This is a genomic window from Rhizobium sp. NLR8a (assembly GCF_019685235.1).
In the GTDB taxonomy this organism is placed as follows: Bacteria; Pseudomonadota; Alphaproteobacteria; order Rhizobiales; family Rhizobiaceae; genus Rhizobium.
This window is the reverse complement of sequence record NZ_JABDWI010000012.1, coordinates 48,809-65,221: the sequence shown is the minus strand read 5'-3', so window position 1 is coordinate 65,221 and position 16,413 is coordinate 48,809. Positions and strand designations below refer to the sequence as shown.

Annotated in this window: 13 protein-coding genes and 1 pseudogene; 8 read left to right on the top strand and 6 right to left on the bottom strand. The window is 63.3% G+C overall.

Features of this window, described 5'->3' with window-relative positions:
- Positions 1 to 18: 18 nt before the first annotated feature.
- Complete coding sequence (locus HJC04_RS22735) at positions 19 to 1,161, top strand: Xaa-Pro peptidase family protein (protein WP_221147197.1); 1,143 nt, start codon at positions 19 to 21, stop codon at positions 1,159 to 1,161.
- A 34-nt stretch (positions 1,162 to 1,195) separates the two neighbouring features.
- On the opposite strand, the pseudogene HJC04_RS31905 reads toward HJC04_RS22735, so the two are convergent.
- Positions 1,196 to 1,412: pseudogene (locus tag HJC04_RS31905) on the bottom strand (alpha-L-fucosidase); the annotation flags it as partial.
- A 26-nt stretch (positions 1,413 to 1,438) separates the two neighbouring features.
- On the opposite strand from HJC04_RS31905, the gene HJC04_RS22730 reads away from it, so the two are divergent.
- The 3 genes from HJC04_RS22730 to HJC04_RS22720 are packed head-to-tail and all read left to right on the top strand — an operon-like array spanning position 1,439 to position 3,997.
- A complete protein-coding gene (locus tag HJC04_RS22730) occupies positions 1,439 to 1,534 on the top strand; it encodes a hypothetical protein (RefSeq protein WP_405047672.1) in 96 nt (31 codons plus the stop codon).
- On the top strand, positions 1,525 to 3,267 hold the full coding sequence (araD, locus tag HJC04_RS22725) for an L-arabinonate dehydratase (protein ID WP_221147196.1): 1,743 nt from the start codon (positions 1,525 to 1,527) through the stop codon (positions 3,265 to 3,267). Before HJC04_RS22730 ends, araD begins: the two co-directional genes overlap by 10 nt.
- Before the next feature lie 10 nt (positions 3,268 to 3,277).
- A complete protein-coding gene (locus HJC04_RS22720) occupies positions 3,278 to 3,997 on the top strand; it encodes a ribonuclease activity regulator RraA (RefSeq protein WP_221147195.1) in 720 nt (239 codons plus the stop codon).
- A 251-nt stretch (positions 3,998 to 4,248) separates the two neighbouring features.
- Here HJC04_RS22720 and HJC04_RS22715 read toward each other — a convergent pair whose 3' ends face one another.
- Positions 4,249 to 7,398 carry an efflux RND transporter permease subunit gene (locus HJC04_RS22715; protein ID WP_221147194.1) on the bottom strand — a complete coding sequence of 1,050 codons (3,150 nt, stop codon included), beginning with the start codon at positions 7,396 to 7,398 and terminating at the stop codon, positions 4,249 to 4,251.
- Positions 7,398 to 8,429, bottom strand: a complete 1,032-nt coding sequence (locus tag HJC04_RS22710) for an efflux RND transporter periplasmic adaptor subunit (protein ID WP_259668929.1) — start codon at positions 8,427 to 8,429, stop codon at positions 7,398 to 7,400. Before HJC04_RS22710 ends, HJC04_RS22715 begins: the two co-directional genes overlap by 1 nt.
- Positions 8,430 to 8,703: 274 nt before the next feature.
- Here HJC04_RS22710 and HJC04_RS22705 point away from each other — a divergent pair, with 274 nt between their 5' ends.
- The 4 genes from HJC04_RS22705 to HJC04_RS22690 all read left to right on the top strand — a co-directional run bounded on the left by HJC04_RS22705 (position 8,704) and on the right by HJC04_RS22690 (position 13,238).
- Complete coding sequence (locus HJC04_RS22705) at positions 8,704 to 9,390, top strand: response regulator (protein WP_210633270.1); 687 nt, start codon at positions 8,704 to 8,706, stop codon at positions 9,388 to 9,390.
- 2 nt (positions 9,391 to 9,392) lie between these two features.
- Positions 9,393 to 10,682 (top strand): ATP-binding protein, encoded by a 1,290-nt coding sequence (locus HJC04_RS22700; RefSeq protein WP_221147192.1) that lies wholly within the window; start codon positions 9,393 to 9,395, stop codon positions 10,680 to 10,682.
- A gap of 158 nt (positions 10,683 to 10,840) precedes the next feature.
- The gene (locus HJC04_RS22695; RefSeq protein WP_221147191.1) at positions 10,841 to 11,323 is read left to right on the top strand and encodes a CBS domain-containing protein; all 483 of its coding nucleotides are present in this window, start codon (positions 10,841 to 10,843) and stop codon (positions 11,321 to 11,323) included.
- Between the two features lie 463 nt (positions 11,324 to 11,786).
- Positions 11,787 to 13,238 (top strand): efflux transporter outer membrane subunit, encoded by a 1,452-nt coding sequence (locus HJC04_RS22690; protein WP_221147190.1) that lies wholly within the window; start codon positions 11,787 to 11,789, stop codon positions 13,236 to 13,238.
- 18 nt (positions 13,239 to 13,256) lie between these two features.
- Here the strand turns inward: HJC04_RS22690 and HJC04_RS22685 are convergent, their stop codons facing one another.
- The 3 genes from HJC04_RS22685 to HJC04_RS22675 are packed head-to-tail and all read right to left on the bottom strand — an operon-like array spanning position 13,257 to position 16,407.
- Entirely contained in the window at positions 13,257 to 14,093 is an 837-nt protein-coding gene (locus HJC04_RS22685) for a CoA ester lyase (RefSeq protein WP_221147189.1), read from the bottom strand.
- Positions 14,090 to 14,542 carry a MaoC family dehydratase gene (locus HJC04_RS22680; RefSeq protein ID WP_210633277.1) on the bottom strand — a complete coding sequence of 151 codons (453 nt, stop codon included), beginning with the start codon at positions 14,540 to 14,542 and terminating at the stop codon, positions 14,090 to 14,092. Before HJC04_RS22680 ends, HJC04_RS22685 begins: the two co-directional genes overlap by 4 nt.
- Positions 14,542 to 16,407, bottom strand: a complete 1,866-nt coding sequence (locus tag HJC04_RS22675; protein WP_221147188.1) for an acetyl/propionyl/methylcrotonyl-CoA carboxylase subunit alpha — start codon at positions 16,405 to 16,407, stop codon at positions 14,542 to 14,544. Before HJC04_RS22675 ends, HJC04_RS22680 begins: the two co-directional genes overlap by 1 nt.
- Between the last annotated feature and the right edge of the window lie 6 nt (positions 16,408 to 16,413).

Sequence of the window (16,413 nt, the reverse complement as noted above, 5' to 3'; positions counted from 1 at the left end):
TAAGAACAGGAAAACGACATGTCATGGCAGCACCCCGTACCCCGGATCACTGAAGACGAGCGTCAGATCCGCCTTTCCAGGCTTCGCGAAGCGATTGAAGCCGAAGGGCTTGCCGGCCTGCTTCTCGGCCCGACCGAAAGCCTGCGTTATTTCACCGGGCTCGTCTGGCATCCGAGCGAAAGGTTCCTCGGCGCGCTGATCACACCCACGGCCGTTTCCTACATCGTTCCGGGTTTCGAGCGCAGCCGCGTCGAAACGCTGCCGCATCTGCCGGGGGAAATCCTGGTCTGGGAAGAGGAGGAAAGCAGTGCAGCGCTCATCGCCCGGCTTGTCGGCCAGGGCGGCACGCTCGCCCTCGACGATGGTTTGCCGCTGTTCTTCTATCACGCCTTGGCAGCGGCGATGGGCGCCGACAGGCTCGCCGACGGCGGGCGGCTGATCCATGGCCCGCGCCGCATCAAGTCGGCGGCCGAGATCGCGCTCATTCAACATGCGATGAACCTGACGCTCGACGTCCACAGACAGGTGCACGCGCTGTTGAAGCCGGGCATCACCTCATCCGAGGTGGTCGATTTCATCGATCGGCAGCATCGCCAGGCGGGTGCCGACGACGGCTCGACATTCGCAATCGTTTCCTTCGGTGCGGCGACTTCGCTTCCTCATGGCGCCGACGGCGATCAGATCCTGGGCGACGACGAGGTCGTTCTCGTCGACACGGGCTGCCGGATCGACGGCTACCATTCCGATATTACCAGGACCTATATGCTCGGCGGCGGTAACGGCGACTTCGAACGCGCCTGGTGGATCGAACGCGAGGCGCAGCAGGCCGTCTTCGATGCCGCCCGGATCGGCGCCGCCTGCTCGAGCCTCGACGATGCGGCCCGCAAGGTGCTCGCCAAACATTCGCTCGGCCCCGACTACCGCCTGCCGGGCTTGCCGCATCGCGCCGGACATGGCCTTGGGCTCGAGATCCATGAAGAGCCTTACATCGTTCGCGGCAACGACACGCCGCTTGCCGCCGGCATGTGTTTTTCCAACGAACCGATGATCGCCTTCCCCGATAAATTCGGGATCCGGCTGGAGGACCATATCTGCATGACCGCGGACGGTCCGCGCTGGTTCACCGATCCGGCGGCCGGACCGACCGAGCCGTTCTCCTGAGCGGGCGCCGTCCGCCCGCTCAGGCAACTGCACCTCAATTTTGAACGCCGGCAGCGCTTCCGGACTTGAGCTTGACCTCTATGACCGGGACCACGAGCTTAGGTCGGCGCACCGCAGGATGAAGGTCAGTTCATCCTCGGCGACCGGGAACTGGTATTTGCTCATAAGGTATCGGCGGCCGGGCGCAGCCAGGTGACATCGCTGGCGTCATGTAGGAATTGCGCATATTCGATCTTGCCGGCCAGCGCATCCAGGCCGCCGGGGCAGGCTTGAGGAATTGACGGGCGCCTGTATCTTTCTGGCCTCGGAGGCTTCGAGGTACATCAATGGTCACAGACTTTACGAAGACGGAGGCATGTGGGCATGTCCTTGAAAATCAGTAAGGCGCCGGGGGAATTGCGGTCGGCGCGCTGGTTCGCATCCGAAGACCTGCGCGGCTTCGGCCATCGCTCGCGCCTGATGCAGATGGGTTATGACGCCGGTGACTGGGGCGGCAAGCCGCTGATCGGCATCCTGTCCACCTGGTCGGACCTCAATCCCTGCCACGCCCATTTCAAGCATCGCGTCGAAGACGTGAAGCGCGGCGTGCTACAGGCGGGCGGCTTTCCGGTGGAGATGCCGGCGCTGGCGCTGTCGGAAAACTTCATGAAGCCCACGACCATGCTCTACCGCAACCTTCTGGCGATGGAGACCGAAGAGCAGATCCGCGCCCACCCCATCGATGGCGTGGTGTTGATGGGAGGATGCGACAAGACCACACCTGGCCTCATCATGGGCGCGCTCAGCGCCGGCGTGCCGATGATCTACCTGCCGGCGGGGCCGATGCTGCGGGGCAACTATGCGGGCCAGCAGCTCGGTTCCGGCTCGGATGCCTGGAAATACTGGGACGAGCGGCGCGCCGGAACGATATCGGACAAGCAATGGGCCGGCATTGAAGCCGGCATTGCGCGCTCCTACGGCCATTGCATGACGATGGGCACCGCTTCGACGATGACGGCAATTGCCGATGCGATGGGGCTGACGCTGACGGGGGTCTCTTCGATTCCCGCGGCTGATGCCAATCATATTCGCATGTCGGCTCATTCAGGCCGGCGGATCGTCGAGATGGTCTGGGAAGATCTGACGCCGGACCGAATCGTCACTCCGGCGGCCATTCGCAATGCGGCGACGGTCGCCATGGCGACCGGCTGTTCGACCAATGCCGTCATCCATCTCCTGGCCATGGCGCGCAGGGGCGGGGTCGCGCTGACGCTCGACGATCTCGACGCGCTTGGCCGCGTCACTCCGGTAGTCGCCAATGTCCGTCCGTCCGGAAAGACCTATCTGATGGAGGATTTCTACTATGCCGGCGGTCTTCTGGCGCTGATGTCGCAGATCCGCGAGCGGCTCGATCTCGACGCATTGACGGTTTCGGGGGAAACGCTGGGCGCGGCTCTGGCCGATGCAAAGATCTATAATGACGATGTGATCCGCCCGCTTTCCAATCCGATCTATCCGGAGGGCTCGCTTGCCGTACTCAAGGGCAATCTGGCGCCCGACGGCGCGGTGATCAAACCCGTCGCCTGCGACCCGCGCTTCCATGTCCACCAAGGCCCGGCCCTGGTCTTCGACAGTTACCCCGACATGAAGGCGGCGGTGGAGGACGAGACGCTCGATGTGACGCCGGATCATGTGATGGTGTTGCGCAATGCCGGACCGCTCGGCGGCCCCGGCATGCCGGAATGGGGCATGCTGCCGATGCCCAAGGCGCTGCTGAAGCAAGGATATCGCGACATGCTGCGGCTGTCGGATGCGCGCATGAGCGGCACCAGCTATGGCGCCTGCGTGCTGCACGCGGCGCCCGAAGCCCATGTCGGCGGCCCGCTCGCTCTGTTGCGGAACGGCGACATCATCAGGATCGACATCCCCAACCGCCGGCTGGATATGCTGGTCGACGAGGCGGAGCTGATCCGGCGCCGCGCCGCCTGGATGCAGCCGGCGGATCGTTTCGGCCGCGGCTACGGCTGGATGTACGCCTCCCATGTCAGCCAGGCCAACAAGGGTTGCGATTTCGATTATCTGCTGCCCGAATTTGGAGCGGCAGCCGGAGAACCGGACATTTTCTAGGAGGACATGCATGATCACACTTTCAGACAGCACGCGCGAAAAACTCATGCGGGTGAGCGTCGCCACCATCAGCACTGCGCTCTTCAAGCGCGGCCTGCGCAACCAGACGATCCAGGATGTGCAGCCGGTCGCCGGCAAAGGCCGCAATATGGTCGGCCCGGCCTATACGCTGCGCTACATTCCGGCGCGCGAGGACCTGAACAAGCTCGAGGTTTTCCGCAATCCCGAACACCCGCAGCGCGCCTGCGTGGAAAGCTGCCCCCCCGGCGCCGTGCTGGTGATGGACAGCCGCAAGAATCCACGCGCCGCCTCCGCCGGCTCGATCCTCGTCACGCGGCTGATGGTGCGCGGCGTGGCGGGTGTCGTCACCGATGGCGGTTTCCGCGACAGCCCCGAAATAGCGAGATTGGCGATCCCTGCCTATCACAACCGCCCCTCGGCGCCGACGAACCTGACGCTGCACCAGGCGCTCGACATCAACGTGCCGATCGGTTGCGGCGACGTGGCGGTCTGGCCCGGCGATATCATGGTCGGCGACGACGAAGCGGTGATCGTCATTCCGGCGGAACTGGCCGACGAGATTGCCGAGGAGGCCGTGGAAATGACCGCTTATGAGGACTTCGTGACCGAGCGCGTGCTGGCCGGCCAGTCGATTATCGGTCTCTATCCGGCGACGCAGCCGCACATTCTCGAAGAATTCGCCGCCTGGCGCGCCAAGCACGGCCGCTGACATTTTCCGACTGGAAGCATGCGGAGTTCAGGGATTATATGCATTTGAAGGTGCGCCTCATTATGCTCTCCTGCAGCGCCCTGGCTTATCGGATGGACAGGACGCGCAGGCGGCTGACGCCGCCTGCGGGGGAACACGTCCCGCGGTCTTGTTCCGGGGGGAACGCGACCGAAGAGGTTGCCATCAAGATTCACCGAGCCTCGCCCGCAGCGGGCGTGGGACGATCCGGCTGATCGCTCGCCGGAAGGCGATCATCGCTGACCTTGCCCTCGCCTCGATTGCCCGGGCTTGAAGGTGATTGCCGCGTGATCGTTGGAAGCCTGCGGTTCGCGGTCGGGAGCTTTCGGTTCGGCTCGACGGAAAAGACGCTTGAGCGCCTCGTCCAGATCGTCGACGAAGGTGAAGATGACGGGGATGACGATGAGGCTGAGCAGCGTCGACATCATCACGCCGCCGATCACCACGATCGCCATCGGCTGCCGGAAGCTCGAATCGCCGCCGGTCAGGCTGAGGGCGACCGGAAGCATGCCGCATGCCATGGCGATGGTGGTCATGACGATCGGCCGGGCGCGCTTGTGGCAGGCATCGACGAGGGCATCGAAGCGGGCCATGCCCTGGCGGCGCGACATGATCGCGTATTCGATCAGCAGGATCGAGTTCTTCGTCACCACGCCCATCAGCATGAGCAGCCCGATGACGGCCGCCATCGAAAAGCTGGTCCCGGTCAGCACCAGCGGCAGGAGCGCGCCGCCGAGCGAGAGCGGCAGAGCCATCAGCAGGGTGAGCGGCTGCAGGAAGTCGTGGAAGAGCAGGACGAGGACCGCATAGATGCAGAACACGCCGATCGCCATGGCAAGGCCGAAGCTCTGGAACAGCTCCGAGCTGCGCTGAAGTTCACCCTGTTCGACAAGCGTGACGCCGGACGGCAGATGCTGGAGCGCCGGCAGCGCCTGCGCCTCGCGGTTGACGTCGCCGAGGATGCGGCCGTTGAGCTCGACCGATACGGTGACATTGCGCATCCGGTCGATGCGATCGATTTCGGAGGGGCTGCCGCCGATCCCAATATCGGCAATCGATCCGAGATCGACATTGCCGTTCGTGCCCGCCACCCGCATGTTCTTGATATCGTCCAGGCTGGTGCGCGACTCCGGGCTGAAGCGGACGACGATCGGAACCTGGCGCTGCGGCAGGTTGAGTTTTGGCAAACTGGCGGAATATTCGCCATTCGTCGCCACGCGGACGGCCTCGGCGATGGAACTCGACGTCACGCCGAGCGCTGCTGCGCGGTCAAAATCCGGCTTGATCTGGATTTCGGGCGCCTGCCTCGCGGCAGTCGACGTCACCGCGCCTATACCCTGCAGCGTGCGGAGCTGTTCCTCAAGAGCCGTGCTTGCACTTTCCAGGACATTCGCATCGTCGCTCGCCAGCGTGATTTCGAGCTTCGTGCCGTTGCCGCCGCTGCCGACCTCCACGCGCACACCGGGCAGCAGGGAGAGCGCCTGCCGGATGTCGTTTTCGATTTCCGACTGCTTGCGGTCACGCTCGCCGATCGGGGTCAGCACGGCGACGATCGTGGCGGAATTGACGCTGCTCGTGGTGCTGGCGTCGGCGCCGCCACCCGAAGATGCGGAGCCGACCGAAGAGAAGACACGGGTGACATCCGTGAGCTTGCCGACGAGATCGGCGGCTTTTCTGGTCGCCGCATCGGTCTGCTCTATGGTGGCGCCCGGCTGCATGGTCAATGTGATCTGGGTGCGCGCGTCGTCCGAAGCCGGCAGGAAGCCGGATTTCAGCAGCGGAATAGCGGAGAGAGAAAGCGCGACGACAATGGCGGTTACGGCCACGGTGGTCTTCCGGCGGTTCATGGCAGCTTTCACGATTGCCAGATAGGCGCGCATGATGCGGCCATCATTTTCCTCCGTCGGCGGGACCGCTTTCATGAAATAGGCTGCCATCATCGGCGTCAGCAGGCGGGCAACGACGAGCGAGGCGAGAACGGCGACGGCGGCGGTGACCCCGAACTGGCGGAACAGAAGCCCCGGAATGCCGCTCATGAAGGCCGTCGGCAGGAAGACCGCGACCAGCGTGAAGGTGGTTGCGATGACGGCGAGCCCGATCTCGTTGGCCGCTTCGAGGGCGGCATCGATCGGCCGTTTACCCATCTGCAGGTGGCGGGCGATGTTTTCGATCTCGACGATGGCGTCGTCGACCAGGATACCGACCACCAGCGACAGCGCCAGCAGCGTGATGATATTCAGGCTGAAGCCGTAGAGGTACATGACCAGGAAGGTCGGGATCACGGACAAGGGCAGTGCCACGGCCGACAGGATCGTCGCGCGCCAGTCCCGCAGGAAGAGCCAGACGACGATGATCGCCAGGATCGCCCCTTCGAACAGCATGTGCATCGAACCGTCATAATTGTCGATGATCGGGCCGATCGTGCTGTAGGCTTCGTCGATCTGCACATTGGAATGTTTGGCGGCGAACTGTTTGATCGCCTTGTCGACGTCGCCGGCGACGCCGCTGTCGGAAAAGCCGTTCGAGCGCTTGATCTCGACCGCGATCACCGGCTTGCCGTCGAGATAAGCCATCGAGGACCGCTCCGCGAAACTGTCCGTGACCGATGCGACTTCGTCGAGACGAACCTGCTGGCCGTTGGCCAAGGGAATTCTCAGCCCTTTCAGTGCCTCGACCGACGGCAGAGCGCCGAGCGTGCGCAGGGTTTGACGAGTGCCGCCGATTTCGCCGAGGCCGCCCGACGTATCCGCCTGCACCGCCTTCAGCTGCGACGATACGGTCGCCGCAGTGACCCCGAGCGACGCCATCGTCGCGGGATCGAGATCGACGTGAATCTCGCGGTCGATGCCGCCGATGCGGTTGACTTGTCCGACGCCGGGCACCGAAAGCAGCGTCTTGGTCAGATCATTGTCGACAAACCAGGAAAGCTCGGTTTCGTTGAGAGCAGTCGAGCGGACGGCATAGGTGACCAGCGCGGAGCTTTGGACTGTGACCTTGGTGACGCTTGGTGTCTCCATCTGCGAGGGAAGATCACTCTTGACGCTGTCGACGGCGTTGCGGACTTCGTTGAGCGCCGCTTCGCTGTTTTTCTCCAGCTTGAAGGAAACCTTGATCGAGACGGTGCCGTCGGTGATGGTCGTGGTGATGTGGTCGAGATAGCTGAGCGAAGCCAAACTGTCTTCGATGGTGCGGGCGACCTCGGTTTCGAGCTGTGCCGGCGCCGCGCCGTCGAGCGTCGCCGTGACGCTGATCGTCGGAAGATCCATATCGGGGAAGTTCTGGACCGCCAGGGTCTTGAAGGCCAAGAGTCCCCCAACCGTCAGCATCACGAACAGCAAGATTGCCGGGACGGGGTTGCGGATCGACCATGCCGAGAAGTTCATCAGTTTTTCTCCGCGATCTTCACGAGGTCATTGTCCGAGAGGAACGCGCCGCCCGAGGTCACCACCTTCGACGTCCGATCTATGCCGGAGACGATTTCCACCTCGCCATTGTTGCGGCGGCCGGTTTCCACCCGGACCCTTTGCACCCGTTGATCCTCGCTCGCAGTGAAGACGTAACTGATCCCGTCCCGGAACACGATTGCGGTCTCGGGCACGGTCAGCGCCGGGGAGGTCTGCAGCTCGATGTTGCCCGTGACGTAAAGGCCCGTGCGTGGACGGGTGTCGGCCGGCAGCGTGACATAGACGATTGCCCGGCTGGTATCAGTGCTGACCGACGGCCCGACAAGCCTCACCTTGCCCTCGATGGCGTGGCCTTCAGGCCCGTTGACTTGGACGCTCAGGCCTTGTGAAATGCGTGGGAGGTAGCGAGCGGAAACCTCGGCCTGCCATTCGATCCGCTGCTGGCGAACCATGCGGAACAGTTCGGTGCCGGCGGAGACGACGGCGCCGAGATCGGCGGAACGCGACGTGATGAGGCCGTCATCGACGGCCGTTATGGTCGTCTGCGCAAGCTTGATCTTTTCGCTGTCGAGCGCGGCCTCTTCGGATGCAAGACTTGCCGTCGCCGTCTGCTCGTCGGCGAGATATTCGACGATCTTCTCGTCGGAGAGCGCCCCTGAAGGCTGGAGCTGCCGCGCCCGGTCGGCATTGGCTTTGGCCATTGAAAGGCTTGCCTTGGCGGTCGCGACGGCGGCCTCCTGCTTGCGAAGATCGGCAAGCACGCTCTCCTGCGAAAGCCGCACGAGCGTCTGGCCCTTGGTGACGACCGAACCGACATCGACCAGAACATCGGTTATGCGCAGCCCGCTCGTCTCGGAGGCGATGACCGCTTCCTGCCACGGTTTCAGCCATCCGCTCGCGGGAACGGTCTCAGGCCAGTCCCGCTGAGCCGGCGCCGTCAAAGAGACAGTGAGGGCGGTTGCCGCGGCCTGTTCCGCCATGGCGTTGCGGAGGGGAGCAAACAGCGCCATCGCAACGAAGGCGGAGGCGAATAGTCTGGAGGTTTTTCTCAACGATGCATTCCTTGTCGTCAAGGCATCGGCGCCTTTTCCCGATCGGCGCCAATTCGACCAAGAATTACCGTTCATGCATGGCAACCGGGTCTCGGCGCGGGTCGATGTCATGACCGCTATGTAACGGGGCGAACGTTAAGTGCGGTCAAGTTAGTGTTAAGTTGGGTAAAACTTGGTCGCCTGAGCGTGTTTGTGCTGTATGGCTTGCCCGGCTTGATAATGGATGACGCGAATGAACAAGGTTCTCCTGATCGACGATGATGCGGAGCTGACGACACTTCTGCAGGAATATCTGGTCGAAGAAGGATATGACGTCGTAACGGACACGGATGGCCGCGCCGCCATTGCCGCGGCGGCCGGCAATACGGTCGACATCATCGTGCTCGACATCATGATGCCCCGGATGAACGGCATCGAAGTGCTGCAGCGGATCAGGAAGCTGAGCCAGGTTCCGGTGCTGATGCTGACGGCCAGAGGCGACGACGTGGACAGGATATCCGGTCTCAATCTCGGCGCCGACGACTATGTGCCGAAGCCATGTTCGCCGGGCGAACTGGCCGCGAGGCTGCGCGCCATCCTGCGCCGGGCAGGTCAGCCGGCGGCCGGCATGTCCACAGACACGGTCAGGGCAGGGCGGCTGGTGATCCATCCGGGCAGCCGGATCGCCGAATGGCGGGGGGAAAGCCTTGACCTCACCGGCACGGAGTTCAGCCTGCTCGAGGTTCTCGCCCGCAGCGCCGGCCAGCTCGTGTCGAAACAGGATATTTCCAAGCGGGCCTTCGGCAAGCCGCTCACCCCGTTCGATCGCCGCATCGACGTCCACATCAGCAGCGTTCGCCAGAAGCTCGGGCTGCGGGAGGACGGGCAATCCTGGATCCAGTCCGTTCGCGGCCAGGGCTATCAACTTCTCGTGGACTGACCATGCCCCGGCTTTTCTGGAAGTTCTTCAGGATTATCTGGCTGACTCTGGCGGCAAGCCTTGCTGCCGTTATCCTTATCGTCAAACTCCTTCAGGCGGTTCCCTTCGCAAGCGAGCTGGAACATGAGCGGCGGACGCTTGTGCTCAACCTGACTGCAAATATTCTGGCTGAGGACGGCGAAGCCGCCGCCGCGCGTTTCGTGACCACAAGCCAGAAGACGCTACCGCTTGGCCTGACCTTGTCCAAGCCCGACGACGCCGACGCCTGCGCCGAGAAGGACACGGGCACCGCCCGATCCATGCTGAAGGATGGAGTCTGCTATCGGCTTTCCGTGTCGGCCCCGGCCGGTTCCACTTTCGACAGCCTTGGACCATTCCTGCCGTGGCTCACCATCCTGGTCGCCAGCACGACCGCGGCCGGCGCGCTGGCGCGATACCTCATTCGTCCCGTCGTCCACCTTCGCGATGGCCTGAGCGCGCTTGCCCACGGCCGTTTCGACGTCCGTATCGGCGACAAGATGGCGGGACGCAGGGACGAGGTCACAGCACTTGCGCATGATTTCGATTCCACTGCCGCCCGCCTTCAGGAGCTACAGGATGCGCAGCAGAGGCTGTTCCATGACGTCTCCCATGAGCTGCGCTCGCCTCTGTCCCGGCTGCAGGCCGCCGTCGGTGTGTTGCGGCAAAGCCCCGCCAAACTCGGCGCCATGCTGGATCGAATGGACCGCGAGGTCGAACGGCTCGATATGCTGGTGGGCGAGGTTCTGACGCTCGCCAGGCTGACGGCAGGATCCAGCCTGCCGCTGAAGACGCAGACCATCGATGTCATCGAACTCCTCAACGAGATCCTCAGCGATGCGGCATTCGAAGCCCAGGCGCGGGAGATCTCGATCACGACGAGCGTCGATGGCACCTTTCGGGCCGAAGTCGAAGGCGAGCTTATCTATCGGGCGCTCGAAAACGTCGTTCGAAATGCCGTCAAATATACGGCCGACCATTCGCACATCTCGGTCTCCTCAGAGGCGACAGCCGACCGGCTAAAAATCTGCGTCACGGATCAGGGGCAGGGCGTCCAACGGGACGAACTCGAACGCATTTTCCAGCCGTTCTCTCGCGGGAGAGAGGCGGTGCCGAGAGGCGGATACGGTCTCGGTCTTGCAATCACCCGGCAGGCCGTCGAACGGCATGGCGGGCGCGTGCATGCGTCATTGCCGGAGGCGGGGGGGCTGGCGATCACCCTGGAGCTTCCCAGGAAGCCGATACCCTATGGTTTGGCGGACGAACAGGCCTGAGCACCAATCGACGAAGCTTGGTATCGTGGTTGCTCATCCCGAAGTAAAAGCGACGGGCGCGATGGTCGCGAACCGCGCCATCGCACATTGCGGTAAGTCAAGGCGGCCGCCAAGCCGATCCGGTATCGTGCATGCTCCTTTAGCTGGAGCCTTTACACATGACGATCCCTGCCAAGTCGGTGATGACAACGGATTTAATTACGGTATCGCCTGAGACCACGGTGGCCGAGGCCGCCCGGTGCATGCTTATCCATCATATCACCGCCGTACCGGTGGTGGACGCCGATAACCGGCCGCTTGGATTGGTCAGCGAAGGCGATGTGATGCGCCACTTTGGCTCGCAGTTTCAAAGCAAGCGAGCGCAATGGCTGCGCATGCTGGCCGAAGGCGAGAAGCTCGCCCCGGAGTTTCTCGCCGAAATCCGCCTCAACCAGCAGCATGTCCGCGAGATTATGAACGAGACCATCATCGCCGCGGATGAGGAAGCCTCGCTTGCGGAGTTGGCCGATCTGATGCTGAAACATCGGATCAAGCGCGTCCCTATCCTGCGTGACGGCGTGTTGGTTGGCATCGTCAGCCGCGCTGACGTGGTTCGGGCCGTCGTCGAAAAACTGGACGATTTGCTTGAGCCGACGGACTAGCACCGGAAGCTGGTCGGTCGGGCTCCATCATCCGCCAGCGCAGCGGCCGGCCGGACCAACAGCAGCGGCAGGACAAAAAGCAGCGAGTGGCAGGGGCGGCACGGCTTGATCCCGTCATGTTGAGCAGCATTTGCATTGTCGATTTGAGGCAAGAGTTCGCTGGCGCGAAGGCGGGCATAGCCCCCAAGCCTCTCGACGATCTGACCGACGAGAAGATCGCGAATAAGCTGGGTGCCCCTCGCTATCTTCCCACCCGCTCGCGGCATCAATGAGGGAATTGCGGTGCCTTCCTTCCATCCGGACTCGATGCATCTCTCCCTCATCGAGGACGAGGCCGCGCAGCTCTGCTGAACCGAGATGTGCGGCGGGACGCTGCTTTTACCTAACTTTACCGTTTCTTAACCGCCATTAACGCTAGCGCCGCTAAGCCTGAACCCACGATCCCGGTTCAGAAGGCTCCCCCGTGAGTACGTCGCTTAGCACTAGATTATCATCCCTCCGCTACACCGCAGCCGCATTCACACTGCTGCTGGCAGGCTGCGTCAGCGGCCCGGATCACGTTGCCCCCGAGATGCCGCTTCCCGCCAAGTTCGAAGACGGGGGTAATAAGAGCAACGGCGATGTCGTGACGGCAAGGTGGTGGACGGCCTATCGCGACAAGAAGCTCAACGGGCTGGTCACGCAGGGTCTCAGCGAGAACCTAGATGTGTTGCAGGCACTCGAGAGCATCAATTCGGCTTCCGCCAACGTCACGGTAGCCGGCGCCGGCGCCCTGCCGAGCCTGACGGTCGACGGATCGCATACTCTCTCCGGGGAGAAGGGGCGGCTGCGGACGACGGTCGGCACCACGAACACGACGGGAGGCGATGCCAGCCTTTCCTGGCTGCTCGACGTCTTCGGCCAGTACCGTCGCTCGAAAGAGAGCGCCCTCGCCTCGCTTGGAGCCGCTTACGCGACGGCCGACAATGCCAGGCTCACCTTTCTGAAAGACCTGGTCGAGACTTATATCGACGCCCGCTACTACCAGGAGCGCATCGCCCTTTCTCAGGCGAATTTGAAATCCCGCCAGCAGACTTACGAACTCACTGAGCTGCAGTTGAAAGCTGGTGCGGCCTCCCGCCTCGACGTCGTCCGGGCCGAGGGTCTTGTACAGTCGACGAAGTCCGACATTCCCGGCCTCGAACAGAGTTTTACCGAATCGGCCCATCACATTGCCACACTGCTCGGGATGCCGGCGGCTTCGCTGACGGAAGAGCTGCGCAGGAATACTGGCCAGCCGGTGTTCCGCGGCGACATTGGTGCCGGCATCCCGGCCGATCTCATCCGCAACCGTCCCGATATAAGAAAGGCCGAACGCGAGCTGGCGGCAGCTGTCGCCGATATCGGTGCTGCCGAAGCCCAGCTTTACCCGTCGATCTCGCTTTCCGGTTCGATTTCGCCGAGCTGGGTCAAATCATCGGGCGCCACCGGCGCAAGCCTGACGAGCTGGTCTTTCGGACCGACGCTCAACCTGCCGATCTTCGATGGCGGCAAATTGCGGGCCAATGTCGATATCGAGAAATCCGATGCCAAAACGCAATATCTGGCGTGGAAAGCGGCGGTGCTGAACGGCGTCGAAGAGGTCGAAAACGCGCTTGCGGCCGTTCGCCACGACACGCAGACGCTGGGACCGTTGCGCAGGCAGGTACAGACGGCGCAGGAATCGCTGGCGCTTTCGACCACGAGCTACAAGGATGGCGCCTCTTCGCTGCTCGACGTTCTGGACGCGCAGCGGTCCGTCTCGGATGCTCAGGAAAGCCTTGCTGCCACCATGCAGCAGGTCGCGAAGGATTATGTGGATCTCTATGTCGCCATCGGCGCCGGTTACCTCGAGCCGGAGCAGGCCGCCTCCAGGCAAATCGCAAAACCGGGCTGATCCGCTGGATGGGTGGGCTTATCGTCCGGCGCTTTCCAGAATGCGCAGCGCAAGCTTGAGGTGCGGCAGGTCAAGCATGCGTCCGTCAAGCTGGATGACGCCGGCGTCAGGCCTGGCGGCGAAGGCGGCGGCGACCTTCTCTGCCCAGGCGAGCTCGGCGGCGTCAGGTGTGAAGGCGTGGTTGATCGTTTCGACCTGGCTCGGATGGATGGCCATCATGCCGGAAAAGCCGTCGCGCCGGCCGCGGCTGGCATAGGCCCTGAGACCGTTGAGATCGCGCAAATCGGGATAGACGGTTTCGATTGCCGGAACGGCGGCGGCATGGGCTGCGAATAGGGTGAGCGAGCGGGCAAGCTCGTAGGGCGGCGTATAACGGCCATCCGTCCTCCGCGCTGTCGCAGCCCCTATCGCGGCCGGCAGATCCTCGGCGCCCCAGGTCAGGCCGCAAAGCTTCGCCGAGACGTCGCGGTAGCTGCCAATCTCGAAGATCGCGGACGGCGTTTCCGTCGCGATCGGCAAAATGGGAACGGCCGGCGTCAACGAGGCTGCGAGTTTGCCCACGGAAACGGCCCCCTCGGCCTTCGGCAACATGATGGCGAAGGGATGAAGACCGTTCAGAGCGGCAAGGTCGGCTTCGAATTCAGGGGAGGTGAGGGGATTGACGCGGATCAAGAGAACGGTCTCGCCGGCATAGCGGTGGGCGAATTCGTGCACGGTCTCGCGTGCTTTTGGCTTGTTCGCGGGCGCAACCGAATCTTCCAGATCGAGAATGACGGCATCGGCGCCGGAAGCGAGCGCTTTCTCGAAACGCTCCGGCCGATCGCCGGGTACGAAGAGCAGCGAGCGCAGCCTCATGACGGTTTCACCTTCAGCATCGCCGTGCGCAGGCACTGGCAGACGATCTCGTCACGTTGGTTCAACGTGACATGCCGGAAAGTGACGATGCCGGCATCGGGGCGGGAGTTCGAGCGGCGCAGCTCCGTCACCTCGGTTTCCACCCGCAGCGTATCGCCGATGAAGACCGGCCTCGGCATCGTCACCGTGTCATAGCCGAGATTGGCGACGAGCGTGCCGAGTGTGGTGTCGCCGACCGAAAGGCCGATGGTGAGCGCAAAGGTGAAGGTGCCGTTGACAACGATGCGGCCGAACTCGGTGCCGGCGGCATAATCGGCATCGAGATGCAGCGGCTGCGGATTGTGGGACAGCGTCGTGAACAGCAGGTTATCGGTCTCGGTGACGGTGCGGCGGATCTCGTGGGCGATGCGGTCGCCGACTGTCCACTCGTCGAAATAACGGCCGGCCATCACGCCTGCTCCTTGATGACGCTGACGACCAGCTGGTTTTCCGAGACCCTGGCGCCGGTGGAAACCTGCAATTTCCCAACGATGCCGTCGAAGGGCGCGCGTAACGTATGTTCCATCTTCATCGCTTCGACCGTCAGCAGACGATCCCCCTTGGCAACAGTGTCGCCTTCGGCGACATCGACCGAGATGACGAGGCCCGGCATGGGCGAAAGGATCGCGCCGTCGCCCGCACCCTGATTTGCCTCGACTTCGCCCGCATGGGGCAGGCCGATCGGCCAGGCATTGCCGGCGTCGAAAAGCACGGTCTTCGCGTCGATCTCGACGGCATTCGCCTCAAGGTCGGGGCGCACGCGCCCCCAGTGGAGGTGACCGTCGATGCGCACCCGAACGCGGCCGTCACTTGGCCCGGCGATGCGAAAACCGGTCAGCACCGACCAGGGATCCTCATTTGCGGCCTTCGAAAGTGCCGTTGCCGCTTTGTCGATTGTCGTCTCATCTGGCTCCGTCGCCACAAGGCCCTCGCCATGCCGGTCGAGGAAGCCGGTATCGATCCGGGCGGCGCGAAAATCCGGGTTGGTGGCGACGCGGGCGAGAAGGCCGGCATTGGATCTGACCGGCCAGATCTCGATACCGGCACAAGCGGCGGCCAGCTTCGACAGCGCGGCTTCGCGGTTCGGCCCATGCGCAATGATCTTGGCGATCATTGGATCGTAGAAGGCGGTGATCTCATCGCCCTGTTCGACACCGCTCTCGACGCGGACGGTTCGGGGGAGTTTGAGATGTTCGAGCCGGCCGGTCGAGGGCAGGTAGCCGGCGGCGGGATTTTCGGCATAGAGCCGGGCCTCGAGGGCCCAGCCCTTCATGGCGATCTCATCCTGGCTTTTCGGCAGCGGCTCGCCGTTAGCCACCTTCAGTTGCCAGAGCACCAGATCCTCACCTGTTATGGCTTCAGTGACGGGATGTTCCACCTGCAGGCGTGTATTCATCTCCATGAACCAAATTCGATCCGGACGCAGGCCTTGCGAGGCATCGGCGATGAATTCGATCGTGCCGGCGCCGACATAGTTCACCGCTCTTGCGGCCTTCACCGCCGCATCGCAGATCGCAGCCCGCGTGGTTGCATCGAGCCCGGGAGCGGGGGCCTCCTCGATGACCTTCTGATGACGGCGCTGCAGCGAGCAGTCGCGTTCGAAGAGGTGGACGCAGTTGCCATGCTCGTCAGCGAAGATCTGCACCTCGATATGACGCGGATTGGCGATATAGCGTTCGATGAGAACGCGATCATCGCCGAACGAAGCGGCGGCTTCGCGGCGGCAGGAGGCGAGAAGCTCGGTGAAATCCTGCGGGCGGTCGACGCGGCGCATGCCCTTGCCGCCGCCGCCGGCCACCGCCTTGATGAGTACGGGATAACCGATGGCCTCGGCCTCGGCCGCCAGTCTTGCTTCGCTCTGGTCTGGTCCGAGATAACCTGGAGTGACCGGCACGCCGGCTGCCTGCATTAATTCTTTGGCCGCGTCTTTCAGCCCCATCGCCCGGATAGCGGCCGCCGGCGCTCCGACCCAGATGATACCGGCCTTCTCGACTGCTTCGGCAAATTCGGCATTTTCCGACAGGAAACCATAGCCCGGATGAATCGCGGCCGCCCCGGTCTTGCGGGCGGCTTCGAGGATGTGTACCTCAGACAGGTAGCTTTCGCGGGCCGGCGACGGCCCGATGGCGATCGCCTCGTCGGCTTCTCCGACGAAGGGCAGGCCGGCATCGGCCTCGGAATAGACGGCGATGGTGCGGATGCCGGCAGTCTTTGCCGTGCGGATGATGCGGCGAGCGATTTCGCCTCTGTTGGCGATGAGAAGGCTTTCCATCATAGCCGC